Genomic DNA, 21,124 nt, shown 5'->3' with positions numbered 1-21,124 from the left:
AATCGCAGACGTTGTCCCAGCTTGAGCTTTTTCGGTAGCTTTTTCTGTTCCGTTGGCTATGCTCATACAGGCGACCTCAACTGGTCTTACCTCCTACCACCTGCTTGAGCAAGGAGTTCCAATGGGCAAAACCGTTGTAAAGATAGGCAGTTTCGAGGTCGATGACGCACATTTAACGTCTGCGTCTGAACATGCCGAAGGAAAAGTCACTCTCGCCATTCCCTGTAAATCTGATCCCGATCTGTGTATGCAACTGGACGGTTGGGATGAACATACCAGCATCCCAGCCATGCTTGATGGCAAACAGTCCTTATTGTACAAACAGCATTACGATCGGCAGGCCGATGCTTGGGTAATGCGGTTGGAATGACCCTACAAGCCAAAAAACGCGCGGTATTCCCATTGGACACCGCGCGTTTTTTTATACCGTATCGATCCCGCTTAAAACTTTTCGATCACCTTAAAGTGCATCAGCACCAGCGTCATATCCGGTGAGAACAGCTCGTACTCTTCAAAAAAGCGTTTATGCTCTTTGCGCCAGTAAGCCAGCGAACGATCGCCCTCACCTTCGGCCATCGCATGGGCTTCACTCACTTGATCATAAGTGCTCATCTCTACGGTGGTCAGCTCGATCGCACAGACCGGCTCATTCTTACCGTCGACCACCACAAAAATGTCGCCAGGTTGTGGGATACCTTCGCCATCCAGACTTGAACAGGTGGCCGTTTTAACACCGTCCAAAACCCGTTTAGCCAAATCATCCGCCTGCTGTACGGTATCACCGAACGCCCAACGTTCTATATCTTCATATTTTGCCGCAAATGCCATAGCGTTACCTTTATCGATTGAGTCACTGATGCACACAGGATAGTACACTTGCGCCTGCCGTATTGCACCGGGCAGGCGGAGCATCGTCCAGCGTTCCAAGCCCCTTTTACGCGATTTTAGGGTAAACCCCTGTGCGTGGCACGCGCCAGCAGGCATACTGTGGTTCAAGATCTACTCAATAGTCGCTGGGCAAACACATGAAGAAGGCAGAGAAAGACCCCGATGACACCTTCAGTGATTTGCTGAAGATCGTGGCTTTTACCGCTATTGCGATCGTCGGCCTGGGCATTGGGTATCTCTGCCTCTAAAAGGATGAGGAAGCGAAATTGCCAACCAAACGTATGCGTGCCAAACATTGGAAAATGTTTGTGGTTCTGGTGTTGATCTGTCTGGCCCTGTTATTACTGCGCTGGGCGGCTATCGCCTTCGGTTAATCAGTTCCCCTGCTGACAGCCTCAGTGGCTCGCTTGGCCGGGCATTTTGCTGTTGGCTCCAGCAATTCCCGTAAGTAAGCGATACGCGCCTCGCCCTGCGGTAACCACAGGCGGCACCAGCGGTTTTGAACTTCTGCCCGCTTGCTGAGCCGATAATACTCTGCCAATTGTTCAACCAATTGCATGATTTCATCCTCCCGTTGTTTGACACCACCAGTATTGAATATAAAAACCAGAAGAAACACTGACGGATTATTCTTTATACTTCCGGTTTTATTTTTTGTTCAACCTCACGGGTGGCGAAGCTGACAAGCAACTGCTACATTGACCAAAAATCACCCAGCCGAGGTTAACGATGAAGTTCTCGGAGCAGGAGATAAAGCCCATATGGGATGAAGTTGCCCGGTTGATTGGCGACAGCGTGATGCAGTTGCGCCATCGCGGCGAGGTTTTATCGGTAGAAACACTGGCCAAACATCTGACACAACAGTTAGCAGCCAGCCATGACGTTGAACGCCGGATCCTGATCGGTGCGGCGATCAGCATGCTGAAAGATGACAAGTGAATCGCCAACCTGATGGCTGGCGATTCGAAGAAAGCCCGAGGTATGCAAGCCCGGCCTCTCTCAGGGCGATACTCTGCACACGAAATCCGTCGACATTAATAGGATTTATCGGGAAATTACGGTTATTAGCATAATTTATGCCATGTAAAAGCGTTTTGTAATGACAATACGCTTTTATAGTTTACTCAGTTTATTATTTACCCGATGAAAAAATGAACGCCCGCAAGTAATGAATTGAAATCATTCTTTTAACTCAAGAATATGCTGAAACACCGTTTTAATAAAAATACCCAGTAAAATTATAGCAATACAATTTACTATATTGCCATATTAATTCGATATCCCCCTTTGCTTTCATATTTTCTTAATTAACTCTCGTCAATGTCTGATTATTAAAATCATCAGGCGGACAGGCGATGTTATGCTATAGTAGCCGCTTGGTTAATAAATAGAGCCGGAACGGTAAAAGCTGAATCCGGTCAGCAGGAATCGCCCCCCGTTTTAGCACGCGACACCGTACAAAACGGGCAGAACATAGCCAATAAGGAAGTAGATATGTCTTCAACTGTTACCCCACAAACTCTCACTCGTTACGGTATTCATCACGCTAGCGAGATCGTTTATAACCCTAGCTATGAACAACTGTTTGCCGAAGAAACCCGCACTGATTTGCCCACATTGGAACGCGGTACGCTGACCCAGTTAGGCGCGGTCAACGTCGATACCGGCGAGTTCACCGGCCGTTCGCCAAAAGACAAATACATCGTGCGTGACGACACTACGCGCGATACCGTCTGGTGGTCCGACAGCGGTACCGGTAAAAACGATAATCAGCCGCTTTCGCCAGAGGTTTGGCAGCATCTGAAAACCCTGGTTGGCAATCAGCTTTCTAATAAGCGCCTGTTTGTCGTGGACGCATTTTGCGGCGCCAACGCCGATACCCGGCTGAAAGTCCGTTTCATTACCGAAGTAGCTTGGCAGGCGCATTTCGTCAAGAATATGTTTATCCGCCCTACGGAGCAGGAGCTACAAAGTTTCGAACCCGACTTTGTGGTGATGAACGGCGCTAAATGCACCAATCCCGATTGGCAACAGCAGGGCATGCATTCAGAAAACTTTGTCGCCTTCAACCTGACCGAACGTATACAGTTGATCGGCGGCACCTGGTACGGCGGTGAAATGAAGAAAGGGTTGTTCTCTATCATGAACTACCTGCTGCCGCTGAAAGGCATCGCTTCCATGCACTGTTCGGCTAACGTGGGTGAGAAAGGCGATGTGGCGATCTTCTTCGGCCTGTCTGGCACCGGCAAAACCACGCTTTCCACCGATCCGAAGCGCCAACTGATTGGCGACGACGAACACGGCTGGGATGACGATGGGGTGTTCAACTTCGAAGGCGGTTGCTACGCCAAAACCATCAAACTTTCTGCCCAGGCCGAGCCAGAGATTTATCAGGCAATCCGCCGCGACGCGCTGTTGGAAAACGTTCAAGTGCTGGCGGATGGCAGTATCGATTTTGACGATGCCAGCAAGACCGAGAATACGCGCGTTTCCTACCCGATTTACCATATCGAGAACATCGTTAAGCCGGTTTCCAAAGCCGGGCACGCCAAGAAAATCATTTTCCTGACGGCGGATGCCTTTGGCGTACTGCCGCCGGTTTCACGCCTGACCGCAGAACAGACCCAATACCACTTCCTCTCTGGTTTCACCGCCAAACTGGCCGGTACCGAGCGGGGCATCACCACGCCTACCCCAACCTTCTCTGCCTGCTTCGGTGCCGCGTTTTTGGCATTGCACCCAACGCAATATGCTTCGGTGCTGGTGAAGCGCATGGAAGCGGCCGGGGCGCAGGCTTATCTGGTGAATACCGGCTGGAACGGCAGCGGCAAGCGTATTTCTATTAAGGATACCCGCGGTATTATCGATGCCATCCTGAGTGGCAAGATCGAACAGACAGAAACCTTCACGCTGCCGATCTTCGATCTGGCCGTACCACTGGCACTGCCTGGCGTGGATCCGTCGATTCTCGATCCGCGTAAAACCTATGCCGATGAATCGCTGTGGCAAGAGAAAGCGCAGGATCTGGCACAGCGCTTTATCGATAACTTCAGCAAATATACCGTGACAGAAGCGGGTAAAAAGCTGGTGAGTGCCGGGCCTAAATTGTAATTCCTCCTAAAGAGTGCACTCTCTTGCACTCTTCTTTGGATGCTTAATATCGGGGTTCTGTATGTTGAACCCCTTTTTATTTCAAAGCCGCTAGCCCCCAGAGAATCCCTTCCACCTGCTGCTGCCGTATTCAATTTTCACCCGTGACGTCGATCGCAAAGTATAAATGTTAACGTTAACTTTTGTGATTAACATCGCAATTAGATAGCGTGATGGCTTTATTTAGCCAAAAGTTAACGTTAACAATAAAGCACTCTCATCCATCAGGGTTTTCCCATGAACCGCGAAACCAAAAAATATTATGTGCTTCTAAGTGGCCTGCTGTTCTTTTTCTTCTTCACCTGGTCATCCAGTTTTTCACTGATTTCCATCTGGCTGAATCAAAAAATTGGCTTGAAAGGCGCTGAAACCGGCCTGATCTTCTCAGCCATCTCGCTAGTCGCCCTGTGCGCTCAGCCGCTGTACGGTTTTATTCAGGACAAACTCGGGCTACGCAAGCATCTGCTGCAATTTCTCGGCGTGATGTTACTGCTCACCGGGCCGTTCTTTATCTACGTCTATGCACCGCTGCTAAAAACCAATTTACTGCTTGGTGCACTGGTAGGTGGCATGTTTATCGGCGCCACCTTTTTCGCCGGGATCGGTGCACTGGAGTCCTACACCGAACGCGTCAGCCGTATTATCGGCTTTGAGTTTGGCCGCGCCCGCATGTGGGGTTCGCTCGGCTGGGCCTGTGCCACCTTCTTTGCCGGGTTTATCTTTAACATCAACCCCAACATCAATTTCTGGCTGGCTTCCGCCTCTGCCATAATATTCCTGCTGTTGCTGAGCCAGATACGCGAGTTGAAACCCAATGCCCTGTCTGGCTTGGAGTTCGGTAAGCCGGAGAACCTGAAGCTACAGGATGCGCTGGCTTTGCTGCGCCTGCCGAGCTTTTGGGCGTTGGTGGTATTTGTGCTCGGCATCAGCGTTTACAACGTGTTTGATCAGCAGTTCTCCGTATATTTTGCCTCGCAGTTCCCAACCTCGCAGCAAGGCAATGAGATGTACGGGTTCCTCAACTCCCTGCAAGTATTCCTCGAAGCCGGTGGGATGTTCCTGGCACCGTTGCTGGTGAACCGCATCGGTGCCAAGCAAGGGTTGTTGCTGGCCGGTGGCCTGATGGCGTTGCGTATGCTTGGTTCCGGCCTGGCAAGCGGTGCGCTGATGATTTCCGCTATGAAACTGCTGCACGCCGTTGAGTTGCCAATCCTGCTGATTGCCATTTTCAAATACATCGCCACCCGCTTCGATAGCCGCCTATCCTCCACCCTGTATCTGGTGGGTTTCCAGTTCGTTACCCAGGTGATGGCCAGCTTCTTGTCGCCGCTGGCTGGCTACGGCTACGACCACATCGGCTTTGCCCCCACCTACCTGCTGATGGGCTTTGCCGTCGCCAGTACCACTCTCATTTCCTGCTTCCTGCTGCGCGCTGAGCAGGCAAACCAAGTACCCCAATTTCAACCTGTAATTAAATCAAGCGAGTCGATTCAATGAAAAAAGCCTTAGCTCAAGCCGATCACGCGATTGAGGCTCTGCGCGCACAGCGCCGGGACGATTACTACCCACGCTTCCACCTGGCCGCACAGGCTGGCTGGATCAACGATCCCAACGGACTGATCTGCATTAACGGGGTTTATCATGCGTTTTACCAACATCACCCTTACGATGAAAACTGGGGCCCTATGCACTGGGCACACGCTACCAGCAGCGATCTGGTGCACTGGCAGTATCAGCCTATCGCACTAGCTCCGGGCGATGACTACGATCGGGACGGTTGTTTCTCCGGCTGTGCGGTTGACGATCATGGCGTACTGACGCTGATCTATACCGGCCACGTCTGGCTGGGCAAAACCGGCGACGACGACCAGGTGCGCGAAGTGCAATGCCTGGCCACCAGCCACGACGGCGTGAACTTTGTTAAACAGGGGCCAGTGTTGGTTCCGCCGGCAAGTATTCAGCACTTCCGCGATCCCAAAGTGTGGCGCGAAGCGGGCAGTTGGTGGATGGTGATCGGTGCTAAAGAGAACAACCTCGGCCAGGCCCGGCTATATCGTTCTTCCGACCTGCGTGACTGGCAGTTCGAACGCGTTCTCGCTCAGGCGCAAAATGCGGCCCAGGGCTATATGTGGGAATGCCCGGACTTCTTCCCGCTGGGTGAACGGCAGGTATTGCTGTTCTCGCCGCAGGGGTTGGTTGCGCAAGGTTACCGCAACCGTAACCGTTTCCAGAGTGGTTACCTGCTAGGCAACTGGCAGCCGGGGCAGGATTTTACCGTCACCCAGCCTTTCTGTGAACTGGATGCCGGGCATGATTTCTATGCGCCGCAGACCTTCACCGCCGCCGATGGCCGCCGTATGCTGTTTGCCTGGATGGATATGTGGGAATCCGCCATGCCCAGTAAAGCGCATGGTTGGGCCGGGGCATTAACCTTGCCGCGCGAACTGACGCTGGACGCTCAGGGTAAAGTGCTGATGAACCCAGCCCGAGAACTGGCTGCATTGCGCACTGAACCGCAACGCTTGGGTGCTCTACAGTGCCACAACCAGCAACAGTTGTTGGGTAGCAACCTGCATGAACTGCTGCTGATTGTGGATATCAACGCCAGCGAGGCGGAACGCTATGGTATGGCCGTGGGCAAAGCCGCTCGCGTATATGTTGATAATCAGGCCCGTCGCTTGGTTTTAGAGCGCTTTAGCCCTGAACCTGGCCTGTGCGGTTGCCGCAGCGTGCCGTTGCCGGAAGGCGATACGCTGACATTGCGGATTTTTGTTGACCAGTCTTCACTAGAAGTGTTTGTCAATCAGGGAGAAGCCTGCCTGACCAGCCGTATTTACCCTACGGATGGCGATCGTCATCTCAGCCTGTTCGCTGAAGCGGGCAGCGCGCAGTTTGCTGGCGTGCAGGCATGGCAACTGGCCACCATTTGGCGGTAAAACCTCACCTGCTCCTGCCTGGCAGGAGCAGGTTGTTACATCGAATCGCGCATCAGCAACGGGCAGGCAACCCGCACCGTTTCCTTGTGCGTAAGCTGATTAATCAGATGCAACGCTGCCTGACGCCCCAACTCATAATGCGGTAACTGCACGGTGGTTAACGGCGGTTGGAACAGCTCGCCAATCCCCACCATATTGTCGTAACCCAAGACTGCCACCTGCTCAGGAATTTTCCAACCTTGAGCCAGTAAGGTTTGATAGACCATAAACGCCACACGATCGTTACCACACACCACCGCATCACAATCCTGCACGCCTGGGGAGAAATGCCTGGCTACAATCGTGACAACGTCACGGTAATGTTCATCCCCACCGCTGAGATCCAAGTGATATTGACGCAGTTGCCCCACATCGCCACCGGCTTCGCGCCAAGCGCGCTCTAATCCACGCCGCCGCAGCCCGGCCGCTAAGGTATTTTCCGGCAGTTGAATGCACAATGGCGCACGATAGCCACGAGCGATCAACGCCCGCATGGCATCGTACTGGCCTTGTTCATCATCGGGAATATAGCTGGCGACCGAACTTTCTGGGCTAATGCAGTTGGCCAGTACCAGTTGTTGGTCCAGCAATTTAGCCGGAATGGTGACCTGACGCAGCCCCATAGTGGTAAAGATCACGCCGTCTGGCCGGTGCGCCAGCAGCAGATCGACCATCTGTTCGGCATTATCGTCGGCAAACAGGTTGACCACAAAACTGTTCCAACCCTGTTCACGGGCGGTTTTTTCAATCGAGAGGATCATGTCAACCGAGAACGGTGTGGTTGCCGTATCGAGCGCCAGCACGCCAAGGGTTTTCACCCGGCGACTGTCACCACGAATACGCCGTGCTGCAAGATCCGGCACGTAATCCAGTTGATCAATCGCCTGCTTTACGCGCTGGTAGGTATCCGGCCGAAGTTTGCCGGGTTCGTTAATGGCGCGGGACACCGTCATCAACGATACGCCAGCGAGTTTAGCAACATCTTTCAGCGAGGCCATGCGCCCTTCTCTGTCTGGGATAGAAAGTCTGATAATCCCATAACTTAGCCACAGACTCTAGCGGGCAGTAATATCCGCCCACAGTGCAATCGCCCCTTCTCGTGGCGAAAAGCGCAGCGATCGCTGTTGCTGTTGCCACCAGCAGCCCTGACGTTGGCTCAATGGACTGCCATCCTCCAGTTGCCACTCGCCCTGCAACACATACAACACGCCAGCATGTGATGCTGGGGCAATCACCTCAGTCGTGATGCGCCTAACGTTGGCGTTACAGCGCCCGCGCCGCGTCATAATGTTGAAATCCTGGCTGCTACCGCCGAGCAAAAATGCCTCCAGCGCCACATCACCGGAAAAGGCAAACGGCTCCCCCAGATGCTGCAAACGATGGTCGATCAGGCCCGCGCTGTACAGATGTACGCCATCGCCTTCCAGCAGAGTGATTGAGCGATCGATACCGTTAAAGGCCGAGAACGGGCCATCTTGCGCGATAGTGGCAATGCTGGCGCGCCAGTCAAAATCGGCATTGCCCGGCGGTTGGCTGGTGATCTCGCGGGTTTCGCCGCCGCCGTTGCGCCATGGGCTAACCGGCAGACTGGCAAAATCGAAACGGTTCAGGCTCATCATGCCTCCTGTTGGAAAGTTTTCAGCACTTGCAGAAACTCGGCGCTGCTCTGCTGTTGCAGCGCATGACGCCCCTGCTCAATCACCTGACGGCCCGCCACAAATACGTCGCGGATCTGCTCTTTGCCCCCGGCGAACAGCCAGCGGCTGAGGATGGATTCATCCGGTGCCGCAGCCAGATAGGGATCGTCACCGTCCAGCACCAGCCAATCTGCACGGTAACCCACCGCCAGTTGACCGATCGCCGTACCGCAGGCCTGTGCGCCGCCCTGTAATGCCTGCTGGTAAAGCACATCGGCCACCGCAGGTTGTTCCGGCGTGGTCAGGCGATTGCGGCGCTGATCGCGCAGCCGCTGGCCATATTCAAACCAACGCAACTCTTCCACCACGTTCAATGAAACATGGCTGTCCGAACCAATCCCCCAGCGCCCTTGATGATGCAGATAGCTATCGCCGGGGAAGATGCCGTCACCCAAGTTGGCTTCGGTGGTTAAACACAGCCCGGCGACCGCTTGACTGCGCGCCAGTTGTTCCAGTTCCTCACGATCCAGATGGGTGGCATGCACCAAACACCAGCGGCTTTCCACCGGTAGATGCTCATACAACCAGGCCACCGGGCGTTGGCCGCTCCATGCCAGGCAGTCGTTAACCTCTTTTTGCTGTTCCGCAATATGGATATGCACCGGTAAGGCAGAGTCCGATGCGGCCAAAACCTGCTGCATCTGGCTAAGCTCCACCGCCCGCAGCGAATGGAAGCACAAGCCATGATTCTGTAACGGCTGCCCAGCCAGTTGGCGAGCGATGGTCTGCTGCTGCGCCAGATAGCTCTCCACATCCTGAATGAAGCGTTTTTGCCCCGCTTGCGCTGGCTGAGCACCAAAACCGGCATAGCTGTAGAGCACCGGCAGCAGCGTCATACCAATCCCCGCCTGCTGCGCGGCCTGGCTAAGGCGGCCAGTCATCTCGCCGCGATCGGCATAAGGTTTACCGTCTGGGGCATGGTGTAAATAATGAAACTCTGCGACCTGGGTATAGCCGCCCTTGAGCATTTCGATATACAGTTGACGGGCAATCACCTCAACCTGCTCTGGGGTTAAGCGCTGCACCAGCCGATACATCAGATCGCGCCAGGTCCAGAAACTGTCTTGCGGATTGCCTGCCACCTCTGCCAAGCCCGCCATCGCGCGCTGGAAAGCATGGGAATGCAGGTTTGGCATGCCCGGCACCACATCACCGTGCAAGCGCAGACAATCGGTAGATTCGGCATTCGGAGTAACCTGGGTCAGTTGGCCGTGCGCATCGACATCGAGCCGCACGTTGTGAGCCCAACCGGACGGGAGCAGTGCGCGAGAAGCAAAATAAGCAGGCATAGCAGTATTCCAAAGTAGGTGTAACAGCTAAGAAAGCGCGGCAGGCGCATAGGTTAAAATTTTGTGAACCAATTTCACTCATCGGGTGAATTGGCCCTACTTGTATATACATATACATATGCCAACATCAACAGTAAACTGATGTTATTATTTTTTTATTTGACGAGGTTAACGTCGTGGTAGATCAACAGATCATGCTGCAACTGGCTGCAGCAATGAGCGATACGCCCGCCCCGATCTATCAACGGGTCAAACAGGCGATAGTGAGCCAAATCCGCGCGGGCCACTGGCAACCACACCAGCGCGTACCCTCTGAAAGCGAACTGGTGGCCGAGCTTGGCGTCAGCCGCATGACCATCAACCGCGCCTTACGCGAACTGACCAGCGAAGGCTTTCTGATCCGCATGCAGGGGGTTGGCACTTTTGTCGCCGAAGCCAAAGCGCACACTGCCTTGCTGGAAGTACACAATATTGCCGACGAGATTGCCGCGCGCGGCCATCGCCACAGCAGCAAGATCCTGGAGCTTAAGGCTCGCCCGGCCAGTGACGAAGAGGCAGCAGCGCTCGGCATTCAACCCGGCCAGCCCCTGTTTTATTCGCAGATCGTTCATTACGAGAATGACATCCCGGTGCAGATAGAAGATCGCTGCGTTAACCCGCTGGTCGCACCGGATTACATGAAGCAGGATTTCGATCAGGTCACGCCCTATATCTATCTCATGCAATCAGCGCCGCTGACCGCCGGTGAGCACATCGTGGAAGCCGTGGTGCCCACGCAACACGAGCGTGAGCTGTTGCAATTAGAAGCTCATGAACCGGGCCTGTTGATCCACCGCCGTACCTGGTCAGGAAAGACGGTGGTGACCTCCGCCCGTTTGCTGTATCCGGGCAGCCGCTACCAGCTGTTTGGCCGCTTTACCAATCAGGTCTGAATTCCACCGGGGCAAACGCTGCCCCGTGCTTCATCACATTCTCATAACAAATTCTTATCCCCTCTCTTGTAGCATCTCGACGAATGCGTTAGCTTGGTTTTAATTGTATATACAACCATGTGGGAGCAGGAACACCATGACGTCTGAGATCCACTGCGACAACCTGTGGCACGGTGCAGATATTGTCACCATGCGCGACGGCAAATATCACATTATCAGCAATGGCGCGATCGCCGTGCGCGACGGCAAGATTGTCTGGATAGGCGAAGAGGCCACCATGCCAGTATTGGCAGCGGCTAAAACGGTGCGTTTCGACGGCGGGATCATTACCCCCGGCCTGATCGACTGCCACACGCATCTGGTCTTTGGCGGCAACCGCAGCGCTGAATTCGAACAGCGTTTAAACGGCATCAGCTATGCCGAGATCGCCGCACAAGGCGGTGGCATTATCTCCACGGTAAAAGCCACGCGCGACGCTGAAGAAGCACAGTTATTAGAGCAGGCCCTGTTTCGCCTGCGGCCGCTGCTGGCAGAGGGCGTCACCTGTGTAGAGATCAAATCCGGCTATGGTTTAACGCCGCACAGCGAGCTGAAAATGCTGCGCGTGGCGCGCCAGCTAGGCGAGTTGTTACCGGTTGAAGTGAAAACCACCTGCCTGGCGGCACACGCACTGCCACCGGAATACGCCGGGCGGGCTGACGACTACATCGATCTGGTCTGCCACACCATCATCCCAGAAGCGGCGGCGGCAGGTTTGGCGGATGCGGTGGATGCCTTCTGCGAACATCTGGCGTTTTCTCCAGCACAGGTCGAGCGGGTGTTTCACGCCGCAGAACAAGCCGGGTTGCCGGTCAAACTGCACGCCGAGCAGCTTTCTGCTCTCGGTGGCAGCGCACTGGCGGCACGCCATCATGCCCTTTCTGCCGATCATCTTGAATACGCCACCGCAGAAGACGCCGCCGCCATGGCCGCCTCTGGCACCGTAGCTGTGCTGCTGCCAGGGGCTTACTACATGCTGCGTGAAACCCAATGCCCGCCGGTTGAGCTGTTCCGCAAACACGGCGTGGCGATAGCCATCGCCAGCGATGCCAACCCCGGCACTTCGCCAGCGCTGTCGCTGCGCTTGATGATCAACATGGCCTGTACGCTGTTCCGCCTGACACCGGAAGAGGCGCTGGCCGGCGTGACGCTGCATGCCGCCAAAGCGCTGGGCTTGCAGGCCAGCCATGGCTCACTGGAGACCGGCAAGGTGGCAGACTTTGTTCACTGGCCGCTGGCACGCCCGGCAGAACTGGCTTACTGGTTGGGCGGCCAACTGCCCTGCACGGTGATTTTCCGAGGAGAAGTACGTCAATGATTTGCGATCCCTTTGAGTTCCACAGCGGTAACCTGCCGCTGTTGATTAGCATTCCCCATGCCGGTACCAAACTGACTCCGGCGGTTGAACGCGGCTTGAGCGATGATGCGCGGCCACTGCCGGACACCGATTGGCATATTCCACTGCTGTATGATTTTGCCCGTAAGATGGGTGCCAGTATGTTGGTCGGTAACTATTCACGCTTTGTGATCGATCTTAACCGCCCCGCAGACGATAAACCGCTGTACACCACCGCCACCACCGGCCTGTTCCCTGACGTGCTGTTCGATGGCCGCCCGAGTTTTCTACCGGACCTGGCCCCGAGCGATGAAGAACGTGCGGGCTACTTGCAGAACGTTTGGCAGCCCTATCACCAGCAGTTGCAGAACGAGCTGGCGCGGCTGAAAGCCCAGCACGGCTATGCGCTGCTGTTTGATGCACACTCCATTGCTTCGGTGATCCCGCGGCTGTTCGACGGCAAACTGCCGGATCTCAACCTGGGAACCAACAGCGGTGCCAGTTGCGCCCCTGCGATGAGCGGTCGGTTGGTTACCTGTTGTGAACAACAGCAGCAATTCACCCACGTGCTCAACGGGCGCTTCAAGGGCGGTTACATCACCCGCGCTTATGGCCAGCCGCAGGAAAACCAACATGCGGTGCAACTGGAGCTGGCGCAGGTGAATTACATGTCAGAACAGTATCCATTTGCGTTTGACGCACCGCGCGCCGCACCGTTACAGCATCTGCTGCAACAGATGATTGAAAGTATGCTGGCCTGGGGCGAACAGCAGGCTTAACCTTTCAGCTTCGGCGTACCTGATACGCCGAAGCGTTCCCCCCGATTCCCTCCCGAATGTCATCCATTGCCAGCCGCCTGATCTTGTTTCCGAATCTGTTGTTATCACTGCGATTTGCGTACTGCATCGCAATTTTGATGGAAAGATAACCAGCGAATCTGCACAGCGCACAAAACAGCGGCCTGCACATTTTGCCGTGCGCGACAATCTGGCGAAAACCCGGCCATGCTTCAGCCCAGACTCAAGCCGCTGTATCCAGATACCTGAAGCCGAACGGGAACAACCATCAGTTCTGGAGGCAACTATGTTTGACACCCCGCTAAATTGGCGCGCTGCGCAGGCAATGGCCGTCGGGCTGTTGACCGACTGGCAAACGGCGGGCGAGCCCGGTGGGGCAATTACCCTGTTTGACAGCACAAAAAACCAGGCAGTGGTCTGTGCAGGATTGGCCGATCTGGCCCGCAATGAACCTTTCACTGCCGACAGCGTAGTGCGCTATGCCTCTATCACTAAACATATTTTTGCCGCACTGGCGCTCAATGCAACCGATAACGCCATCCACCTTGGCGATCGATTAGGCGATCTGCTGCCTGAACTGGGTGAACAGTTGGCAAACGTGACCGTCGGCCAGGCGCTGGATATGACCAGCGGCCTGCCGGACGTGCGCGAAACATTGGGCCTGCTTGGGATCTCCGTCAATACCGTCAGTGATGCACAGCCGGTGCTGGAATTTATCCGCAGCCTAGGGCGACTCAACTACCCGGCGGGTAGCGAAGTCGCCTACACCAACACCGGTTACCGCTTAGTGGAAGCGGCGTTAAACGCCAAGGGCTATGATTTCAACGCTTTAGTGCAGCAGCATCTGGCGCGCCCGCTTGACGTTCAGCTACAGGCTCCAGAAAGCTGGTTCGATGTGGTGCCAGGATTGGTACCCGGCTATTGGCACGCCGCGCAAGGTTGGCAACAAACCAGCAGTGGGCTGCATCTTTCAGCTTCCGGCAGCCTGACCGGCAGTGCCAACGCCCTCACCCGCTGGCTGCAATCTTTGCTGGCAGACAGCGGCCCCGGTAAAGGCGTACTGGCGCAACTTAGCGCGCCACGCAGGCTCAGCCAGGGCCCAGCCAGCCGCTATGGGCTTGGGCTGGCACAAACGCCCCTTGGTCGCCATACCCTGTTCGGCCACGGGGGTTCCCTCGCCGGTTATAAAAGCTACTTTTTGTTAGCCCCTGAACGGCAAGCCGGTGCCTTGTTGGTGGCCAACCGCGAAGACTGCGACAGTTTTAGCATGATTTTGCAGGTCATGGCCGCGCTGTTAGGTGAAGCCTTGCCCGAACGCAGTACCGCGATCCCCGATGGGATCTACGCCACTATCGCCGAGCCTTACTGGCTGGAAGTGAAAGACGGTAACGTTGCCTACCTGGGGACCAGCGAACCGCTTTATCAAAGCGCCGACGGCTATGCCGTGTCGCTGTCTGCCCATCTACCGATGCGCCTGAAATGGACCGGGGAAGCGGTCGAGGGGGAAGTTGGCCATCTGGAACACAGTTTCTTGCCGGTGACCACCGACCTCGGTTGCCTGAAGCAGGTACAGGGCATCTGGTATCACCCGCAATACCGCACCGCCTTCGAGATCCGTGGCAACAAAATCCACATTGGTGTTGGCCCCGCCGCACAAGTTGGTACTCTGAGTTCTCTCGGTAACGGGCGGATGCTGGTTGAAAGCCAAGACGGCCCATGGCTCAAACGTTTTTGTCTCTATTTTCGCGGCTACAGTGTGGACTTGATCGCCAATCGCAGCCGAATCTTAACGTTCAAACGTGACGTAACCATGCACGCTTAACGTTGTCTCAGGCTCCGATATCGACCCGTCGGCACAGCACATCATATTCACTGTGGTTATTCATACCAAAATGCTGAAAATTTGTTCACACATAAAACTATTCATAAAAACCGAATAAAATTCGCATATTTTTCTTGCGACAAAATAGGCCATCCAGTAATTTGTGTGGGTCACAAAAAAGAGTTAGTGTGCTCTTTTTCGTTGCACCTCAAAATACTATTTAATGTCATCAGAAAGTGGTGATACTTATTATTTCCCGCCTTCCCGTGCGGGATTTCTTTTTGTAGGTTACTGTTATTTTTCGTGCTCTTTCTTGAGCTTTTATTAGTGATAAACTAAATTTCAGTACTCACAAACCTTAACCTCCCGCGGTGGCCAGGCTGGCAACGGGTGGGCGTTCAGGAGTTACAGCTATGCAAATGACCCTTATGGAATACATCACGCAATACTTCAATGGCGATCTCTATCGCTATGCCCGGTATGAAGGTGTGAGCCGTGAGCAAATTCTCAAATGGATAAATAACGAATGTTATGTCGTCAAAGGGAAATTGGTCATACCGGTTAAGCATTTGCCCGGTTGAGTCAACATTGTAACGGAGACAAAAAAACCCCGTTTGAACGGGGTTTTTTGCTATTAGATACCACGGAAAATCAGAAGTTATAACCGACAACCGCGTAATAACCCCAACCGGTAGACTTGATTGGGCCTTGCGGTGTACCGATATCAACCCCATCCTGCCATTGACCACCGTTATGGAAGTAACGGGCAACGAACGAGTAGTGCCAGTGATCGTAGTTCAGCGCCAACACATGGCTGGAAGCAATGGAATTGCTGGTGCGAGCTTGGCGGCCATTAACGGTGAAATCGTTCTTACCTAGATCGGAACCAAAATCAAAGTTAGTGAAACCAATATAGTTCAGGTTGCCGCCCCACATCTGAGTCAACGGCACAAAGTATTTCACTTTGAAACGGTAGCCATCCCAACTGTCTTCATTCGCCGCACCGTAGTTCTGCCACTGATATTTGGCATAAATGTTCATCGACAGGCTGATTGGCAAACCCGTGTCGATGTCAGTCCCTAGCCCCATATACCAAGTGCTCTGGCGCGATGCGTTGTTGCGACCCATGTCGTAGATATAGTTGTTGGCGAAATACCACTCTTTAAATGGCCCAAAGCTCAGATCGGCACCGGTCAGTTTGTCGATCGAGAAACGCGGTTCGATCTCCATAAACAGCGGTGAGCCGTTATCCCAAATACCCCGGTTTGGCGTATTGCCCGTACCAAAGAATTTCGGCACATCCACGTAGCCATAAAAATCCAGCCAATCCTTCTTGGTGTAGGCTTCGTACTCCAGATACACGTCATTGTTCAGTTGTGGCCCGAAGCGGGTGTGGTAGCTACCTACCACATTGACACTCTGGTGCCACCAATCTGAAACGAACTGGCTATCTTTGCTATCCGCCATTGATGATGTGCTGTAAGACGCAGTGAGAAGCACACCTGCTGCGAGAGCGATTTTTTTCATTTTATTACCACATGCTTAAAGGGCCATTGGCGGCCCGTTAGAAAGATGACGATGAGTCTGGTGTAACGAACGGTTAATCCGACGCGCGCATTATAGAAACCAGCGGGTGCAAGAATCTGTGATCCAGTGAGACATTTTACGATGAGGTAATCGATTGCGTTCTCATTTTTTGAATTATTTTTCATTTACATTCATATTCAATGTGATACCCATCATTAAAAAAGGGTTTTAGCACGGAATCTGTACCCTTTATCTACGGCCCGTGGGATTAGCCGGATTCAGAATAATGGCGTAAAAAAGCCGACTATGAGTGTCGGCTTTAACTCGAGGGGTGGCACTGTGCAAAACGGTGAACTAGCGCACTCCGGGAAGCGCCTTGGCAATATTCTCCTGGCGGAATACCACTTCATCCCCCCGGGCAATTTCCCAACGGGCGACCGGAATGTCGGTCTTGGGTGCCGCAACCACTACGGAACCATAAATCAGCTTATCGTCACGGCGCAGAATAACCACATCCAATTGATATTCGTGCAGTAAGTTAGCGGTGGTCAAGCGCACAATGTCGCCGGTACTGAAGCTATGCCCGTCAAGCGCAGGTTGCTGAATAAACTGAATATCATTTCTCATTTTTCACGTTCCTTCAGGCAGAACAGTTAATTTGAGATTAGCTTAAATCCATCACTTCGCGAATCACCAAGGTTAACCTGCGCGCGTGGCCCGCCAGCAAATCAACGAACCGGCAGTGACCATGGCCACTCCCTGCCAGAAGTTAATGGTCAGCGACGTGCTGAGAACCACGGCGGCAAATACCGCCGACAGCACCGGCGTAAAATAAGAAACCGTGGCCAGCAAGGTCATGTTGCCATGCAAGATCCCGACATTCCATGCCGCATAGCCAGCCCCCATGGCGATCCCGGCAGACAGCAATGCCACGCTAACCGGCAGGCTGAAATGCATGCCGCTTTCATTACTGAACGGATATTGCAGCCACAGGGCCAGCGCGGTCAGCGTAATAAACAGCACCACCGCGTTTTTGCCCTGGGCGAGCCTCTTGGTGACGTTGCAATAGACCGCCCAGATCACCGCACCGCTGAACGCCAGCCCATAGCTCAGGGGATTAGTGCGCACATTGACCAGCATTTGCGCCGGGGACCATCCCCCATCGCCGCTCATGATCCAACCGATGCCAAACAGCGACAGCAGCAGCCCAGGGATCACCCACCATGTAGCCTTCTGGCCATTGAACAGGATCGCCATCAACACGGTAAAACAGGGCCACAGATAGTTGATCATCCCCACTTCAATCGCCTGCATGCGGTTACTGGCATAACCCAGGGACAGAGAAAGACAAATCTCGTAGGCCACAAACAGCAGGCTGCCAATAATCAGGTAAGAACGAGGGAAATCACGCAGCTTCGGGATACCCATCACGATCAGCAAAAACAACGTGCTCACACTGTAGATCATCGCCGCACCGCCTACCGGCCCCAAGCCTTCGCTGACGCTGCGGATCAGGCCGACCACGCTGCTCCACAACACAATCGCCAGCAGGCCAAACAGAGTTGCTTTATGGGATACGGATAAGGCAGGCATCAAGGTAGGATCCAATCATCGATTTTTTAGGATTTTCACTCTACTGGCCTGAAAGGCAAAAAGAAAGGCGGGATCACCCGCCTTGCAAGATTACTGCTGTGGCTGCCGCTCAAACTGTGGCGGCGGCTGGCGGAAACGACGGGTGAGGTACACCAAGTAGGCAAACCCCAGCGCCGCCCAGATCAGCCCCATGGTAAGCGAGCTTTTCTCCAGGTTCAGCCACAGAACGCTGACGGTCAGTGCCCCCACCAGCGGCAGGATCAGGAAGTGGAAACGATCCTTCCAGGTTTTATTGCGCCCTTGACGGATAAAGAAGTGGCTGATCACCGAAAGGTTAACGAAGGTAAACGCCACCAGCGCACCAAAGTTGATCAACGCGGTAGCAGTGACCAAGTCAAAGGACAGCGCAGACAGCGCCACCAGCCCGACCATCAGCACGTTAAGCGCGGGCGTGCGCCATTTCGGATGCACATAGCCGAAGAATTTTTCCGGGAACACGTTATCGCGCCCCATCACATACAGCAGCCGTGAAACGCTGGCATGAGAAGCCAAACCGGAGGCCAGCGTATTAATAAAGGTGGTGCAGAGGAAAATCGCCTGGAACAGTTTCCCACCCACATACAGCGCAATTTCTGGCAGCGCCGCATCGGGCTCTTTAAAACGCTCTATATTGGGGAAAAACAGCTGAATAAAGAAGGACACGCTGATGAAAATCACCCCGCCGTATAAGGCGGTGAGGAAGATTGCCTTGGGGATCACCCTGGCAGCATCCGGCGTTTCTTCGCTCAACGTCGTAACGGCATCAAAGCCCAGAAACGAGAAACAGAGAATGGTCGCACCGGTGATAATCGGCACCAAATGGGCATTTTCACTGACGAAAGGTTGCAGGCTCCAGACCGTGCCCACCCCTTCGCCATTATGCAGGCCATGCACCACCAGGAAGATAAATACTACAATAATCGCCACCTGAGCCAGCACAAACAGCGTGTTGAAGTTGGCAACCACATTGACGCTTTTCAGGTTGATCGCCGTCATGATAATCACAAAACCCACTACCCAGATCCATGGAGGCACTTCGGGGAACAGCGCGGTGAGGTAAATCTTCGCCAGCAGCGTATTGATCATCGGCAGGAACAGATAATCCAGCAACGACGACCAACCGACCAGAAACCCAACGTGCGGGTTAATCGCTTTTTGCGCGTAGGTATAGGCAGAACCCGAGGTGGGAAACTGGCGCACCAGTTTCCCATAACTGATGGCGGTAAACAGTACCCCCGCCAGCGCCAGCAGATAGGAGGCCGGAACGTGGCCGTCCGTTACGCCAGAAACAATGCCGAAAGTGTCAAACACCGTCATCGGCGTCAGGTATGCCAGGCCCATCATTACCACTTGCCACAGTTTTAATGTTTTACGCAGTTGCGGTTTGCCCGCGCCATTACGGTCGATGGCACTTATCGTCATGGGTTATTCCTCGCCGGCGTCCTGTACGCCAAGTTGGAAGAAAATAGTCACCGCTGCGCACGGCTTCGCCGGGCCACAGGGAACCCGCGGGAATACGCCGGGCGCGCGGTGGGATCAGGCTGAACGCCTCAGGCGTTTTTCAGCATCCACTCGATTTCGGTTTCGGTGATCAGTCGTTCAAACTGCACCAGTTCATCGGTCTTGCAGGCCAGATAGACATGGCTGAATCTCTCCCCCAGCAGCGCATTCAGCACCGGCTGGTGTTCGAATTCATACAACGCATCGCTCTGGCGAATGGGGAACGGTAAACCTTCCTGCTCTAATCCGTTACCGGTCACAGGTTCAAGCAGCGGTAATGAGGTGTCGAGGCCGTACACCATCCCGGCCAATATCGCGGCCATCACCAGATAAGGGTTGGCATCAGCCCCCGCCACGCGGTACTCCACGCGATGGCTGTCGCGATCGCCGCAAGGAATGCGTAGTGCAACGGTGCGGTTGTTGTGACCCCAAGAAGCCTGCGTCGGCACATACATGCCGGGTTGGAAACGGCGGTAGGCATTCACATTGGGTGCCAGCAGCGCCATAGACGCAGGCATCAGGGCGATCATCCCCGCCAGCACCTGTTTTAGCAGCCCGGAGTCTTCACCATCGTCGTCGGCAAACACGTTGTTGCCTTGATTGTCCAGCATGCTGATATGCACATGCATACCGCTGCCCGCGTGCTCTTCATAAGGCTTGGCCATAAAGGTGGCCTGGATGTTGTGCTTCTCTGCCACCATGCGCACCAGGCGTTTCAGCGCCAGCGCGTGATCGCAAGCCAACAGCACATCGTTGGTGTGATGCAAGTTAATCTCGAACTGGCCGGGGGAAGCTTCTGCTACCGCGCCGTCTGCCGGGATCCCTTGCAAACGTGCCAGTTCATCAATCTCACTCAGCACATCGGCAAAGTGATTGAGGTTATCGACCGAATACACCTGGCTTTGCGTGTTGCGCTCCTGAGTGCCGGGCGCGCATGGCGGTTGCAGGTAACCTTCTGAATCGCGTTGGCGATCGATGAGATAGAACTCCAACTCTACCGCTACTACGGGGGATAACCCGCGCTGACGCAAACGCTGCCACAGCTGGTTCAGCACATTACGCGGTTCAACGTCAAAGGGAGTACCATCTTCATCCAGCATGGTGAGCAGTACCTGCCCGATATATTCCGGATCGGCCGCCGACGGCATCAGGGTGCCAGCGACCGGGACACAGATGTGATCCGGCTCACCCAGCTCTTGCCCTAACCCGGCCTCTTCCACCACGTTGCCCAGAATGTCCATTGCAAACACCGAGGCCGGGAAGTAACAGCCTTTCTCCAATTTGCCCAAGCCAGCAACCGGGATACGTTTACCACGGAAGCTGCCGTTGAGATCGGTCAGTAAAACATCGATATGCTGGGTTAACGGATAACGTTCCAGATACTTCTTCACTTCGCGCTGGAACGCGCTACTTCGCCTTTCTTCATTGTGCTGCACAAAGTTTTCCACTTCTACGATGTTGGTTTGCATGATTCACCCGTCGTTGTGTTTGGTCTGTGGTTCTCACACTTATTGCTTTCGATGTTTATTGACCATCTTGC

The 21,124-nt window shown here is 54.3% G+C and carries 21 protein-coding genes; 11 read left to right on the top strand and 10 right to left on the bottom strand.

Annotated features, from left to right (window positions below; translation table 11 throughout):
• The first annotated feature begins 121 nt into the window (after nt 1–121).
• Nucleotides 122–370, top strand: a complete 249-nt coding sequence (locus AC2A1E_RS16825; protein ID WP_459398673.1) for a DUF1480 family protein — start codon at nt 122–124, stop codon at nt 368–370.
• A 71-nt stretch (nt 371–441) separates the two neighbouring features.
• On the opposite strand, the gene AC2A1E_RS16820 is transcribed toward AC2A1E_RS16825, so the two are convergent.
• Nucleotides 442–828 (bottom strand): ASCH domain-containing protein, encoded by a 387-nt coding sequence (locus tag AC2A1E_RS16820; protein ID WP_484384694.1) that lies wholly within the window; start codon nt 826–828, stop codon nt 442–444.
• A gap of 326 nt (nt 829–1,154) precedes the next feature.
• On the opposite strand from AC2A1E_RS16820, the gene yniD reads away from it, so the two are divergent.
• Nucleotides 1,155–1,262: a small membrane protein YniD gene (gene yniD / locus AC2A1E_RS16815; protein ID WP_459398675.1), complete on the top strand. Its 108-nt coding sequence runs from the start codon at nt 1,155–1,157 to the stop codon at nt 1,260–1,262.
• On the opposite strand, the gene AC2A1E_RS16810 is transcribed toward yniD, so the two are convergent.
• A complete protein-coding gene (locus AC2A1E_RS16810; RefSeq protein WP_484384693.1) occupies nt 1,259–1,447 on the bottom strand; it encodes a hypothetical protein in 189 nt (62 codons plus the stop codon). The two genes, yniD and AC2A1E_RS16810, sit on opposite strands and share 4 nt — an antisense overlap.
• 170 nt (nt 1,448–1,617) lie before the next feature.
• On the opposite strand from AC2A1E_RS16810, the gene AC2A1E_RS16805 reads away from it, so the two are divergent.
• The 4 genes from AC2A1E_RS16805 (at nt 1,618) to AC2A1E_RS16790 (ending at nt 6,974) form a co-directional block, all read left to right on the top strand.
• The gene (locus AC2A1E_RS16805; RefSeq protein WP_484384692.1) at nt 1,618–1,827 is read left to right on the top strand and encodes a hypothetical protein; all 210 of its coding nucleotides are present in this window, start codon (nt 1,618–1,620) and stop codon (nt 1,825–1,827) included.
• A 555-nt stretch (nt 1,828–2,382) separates the two neighbouring features.
• Nucleotides 2,383–3,999: a phosphoenolpyruvate carboxykinase (ATP) gene (gene pckA / locus AC2A1E_RS16800; RefSeq protein WP_484384691.1), complete on the top strand. Its 1,617-nt coding sequence runs from the start codon at nt 2,383–2,385 to the stop codon at nt 3,997–3,999.
• Nucleotides 4,000–4,275: 276 nt separating this feature from the next.
• Nucleotides 4,276–5,535: an oligosaccharide MFS transporter gene (locus AC2A1E_RS16795; protein WP_484384690.1), complete on the top strand. Its 1,260-nt coding sequence runs from the start codon at nt 4,276–4,278 to the stop codon at nt 5,533–5,535.
• Complete coding sequence (locus AC2A1E_RS16790; RefSeq protein WP_484384689.1) at nt 5,532–6,974, top strand: glycoside hydrolase family 32 protein; 1,443 nt, start codon at nt 5,532–5,534, stop codon at nt 6,972–6,974. The genes AC2A1E_RS16795 and AC2A1E_RS16790 overlap by 4 nt, the downstream gene beginning before the upstream one ends.
• 35 nt (nt 6,975–7,009) lie before the next feature.
• On the opposite strand, the gene AC2A1E_RS16785 is transcribed toward AC2A1E_RS16790, so the two are convergent.
• Genes AC2A1E_RS16785 through AC2A1E_RS16775 form a run of 3 tightly spaced genes read right to left on the bottom strand, consistent with a single transcriptional unit; the run spans nt 7,010 to nt 9,999 of the window.
• Complete coding sequence (locus AC2A1E_RS16785; protein ID WP_484384688.1) at nt 7,010–8,011, bottom strand: LacI family DNA-binding transcriptional regulator; 1,002 nt, start codon at nt 8,009–8,011, stop codon at nt 7,010–7,012.
• Between the two features lie 57 nt (nt 8,012–8,068).
• The gene (locus AC2A1E_RS16780; RefSeq protein ID WP_484384709.1) at nt 8,069–8,629 is read right to left on the bottom strand and encodes a HutD/Ves family protein; all 561 of its coding nucleotides are present in this window, start codon (nt 8,627–8,629) and stop codon (nt 8,069–8,071) included.
• Nucleotides 8,629–9,999 carry a formimidoylglutamate deiminase gene (locus AC2A1E_RS16775; protein WP_484384687.1) on the bottom strand — a complete coding sequence of 457 codons (1,371 nt, stop codon included), beginning with the start codon at nt 9,997–9,999 and terminating at the stop codon, nt 8,629–8,631. Before AC2A1E_RS16775 ends, AC2A1E_RS16780 begins: the two co-directional genes overlap by 1 nt.
• 194 nt (nt 10,000–10,193) lie before the next feature.
• Between AC2A1E_RS16775 and hutC the strand changes: the two genes are divergently transcribed.
• The 5 genes from hutC (at nt 10,194) to AC2A1E_RS16750 (ending at nt 15,506) form a co-directional block, all read left to right on the top strand.
• Nucleotides 10,194–10,931, top strand: coding sequence for a histidine utilization transcriptional repressor HutC (gene hutC, locus AC2A1E_RS16770; protein WP_459402803.1), 738 nt, complete (start codon nt 10,194–10,196; stop codon nt 10,929–10,931).
• A gap of 136 nt (nt 10,932–11,067) precedes the next feature.
• Nucleotides 11,068–12,288, top strand: coding sequence for an imidazolonepropionase (hutI, locus tag AC2A1E_RS16765; RefSeq protein ID WP_484384686.1), 1,221 nt, complete (start codon nt 11,068–11,070; stop codon nt 12,286–12,288).
• A complete protein-coding gene (gene hutG / locus AC2A1E_RS16760) occupies nt 12,285–13,085 on the top strand; it encodes an N-formylglutamate deformylase (protein ID WP_484384685.1) in 801 nt (266 codons plus the stop codon). The genes hutI and hutG overlap by 4 nt, the downstream gene beginning before the upstream one ends.
• A 304-nt stretch (nt 13,086–13,389) precedes the next feature.
• A complete protein-coding gene (locus AC2A1E_RS16755; RefSeq protein WP_484384684.1) occupies nt 13,390–14,925 on the top strand; it encodes a serine hydrolase domain-containing protein in 1,536 nt (511 codons plus the stop codon).
• Nucleotides 14,926–15,338: 413 nt separating this feature from the next.
• A complete protein-coding gene (locus AC2A1E_RS16750; protein ID WP_484384683.1) occupies nt 15,339–15,506 on the top strand; it encodes a hypothetical protein in 168 nt (55 codons plus the stop codon).
• Nucleotides 15,507–15,576: 70 nt separating this feature from the next.
• Here AC2A1E_RS16750 and AC2A1E_RS16745 read toward each other — a convergent pair whose 3' ends face one another.
• The 5 genes from AC2A1E_RS16745 to AC2A1E_RS16725 form a co-directional block, all read right to left on the bottom strand.
• Nucleotides 15,577–16,452 (bottom strand): nucleoside-specific channel-forming protein Tsx, encoded by an 876-nt coding sequence (locus tag AC2A1E_RS16745; protein WP_473191259.1) that lies wholly within the window; start codon nt 16,450–16,452, stop codon nt 15,577–15,579.
• Between the two features lie 354 nt (nt 16,453–16,806).
• Nucleotides 16,807–17,079 carry a hypothetical protein gene (locus AC2A1E_RS16740; protein WP_484384682.1) on the bottom strand — a complete coding sequence of 91 codons (273 nt, stop codon included), beginning with the start codon at nt 17,077–17,079 and terminating at the stop codon, nt 16,807–16,809.
• 72 nt (nt 17,080–17,151) lie between these two features.
• On the bottom strand, nt 17,152–18,045 hold the full coding sequence (gene yddG / locus AC2A1E_RS16735; protein ID WP_484384681.1) for an aromatic amino acid DMT transporter YddG: 894 nt from the start codon (nt 18,043–18,045) through the stop codon (nt 17,152–17,154).
• 90 nt (nt 18,046–18,135) lie between these two features.
• The gene (locus AC2A1E_RS16730; protein ID WP_473191256.1) at nt 18,136–19,506 is read right to left on the bottom strand and encodes an APC family permease; all 1,371 of its coding nucleotides are present in this window, start codon (nt 19,504–19,506) and stop codon (nt 18,136–18,138) included.
• Between the two features lie 128 nt (nt 19,507–19,634).
• A complete protein-coding gene (locus tag AC2A1E_RS16725) occupies nt 19,635–21,053 on the bottom strand; it encodes a glutamine synthetase family protein (RefSeq protein WP_484384680.1) in 1,419 nt (472 codons plus the stop codon).
• Between the last annotated feature and the right edge of the window lie 71 nt (nt 21,054–21,124).

Source organism: Serratia sp. HNCC26DJ206 (assembly GCF_057180605.1).
This window is presented reverse-complemented; position numbering and strand designations above follow the sequence as displayed.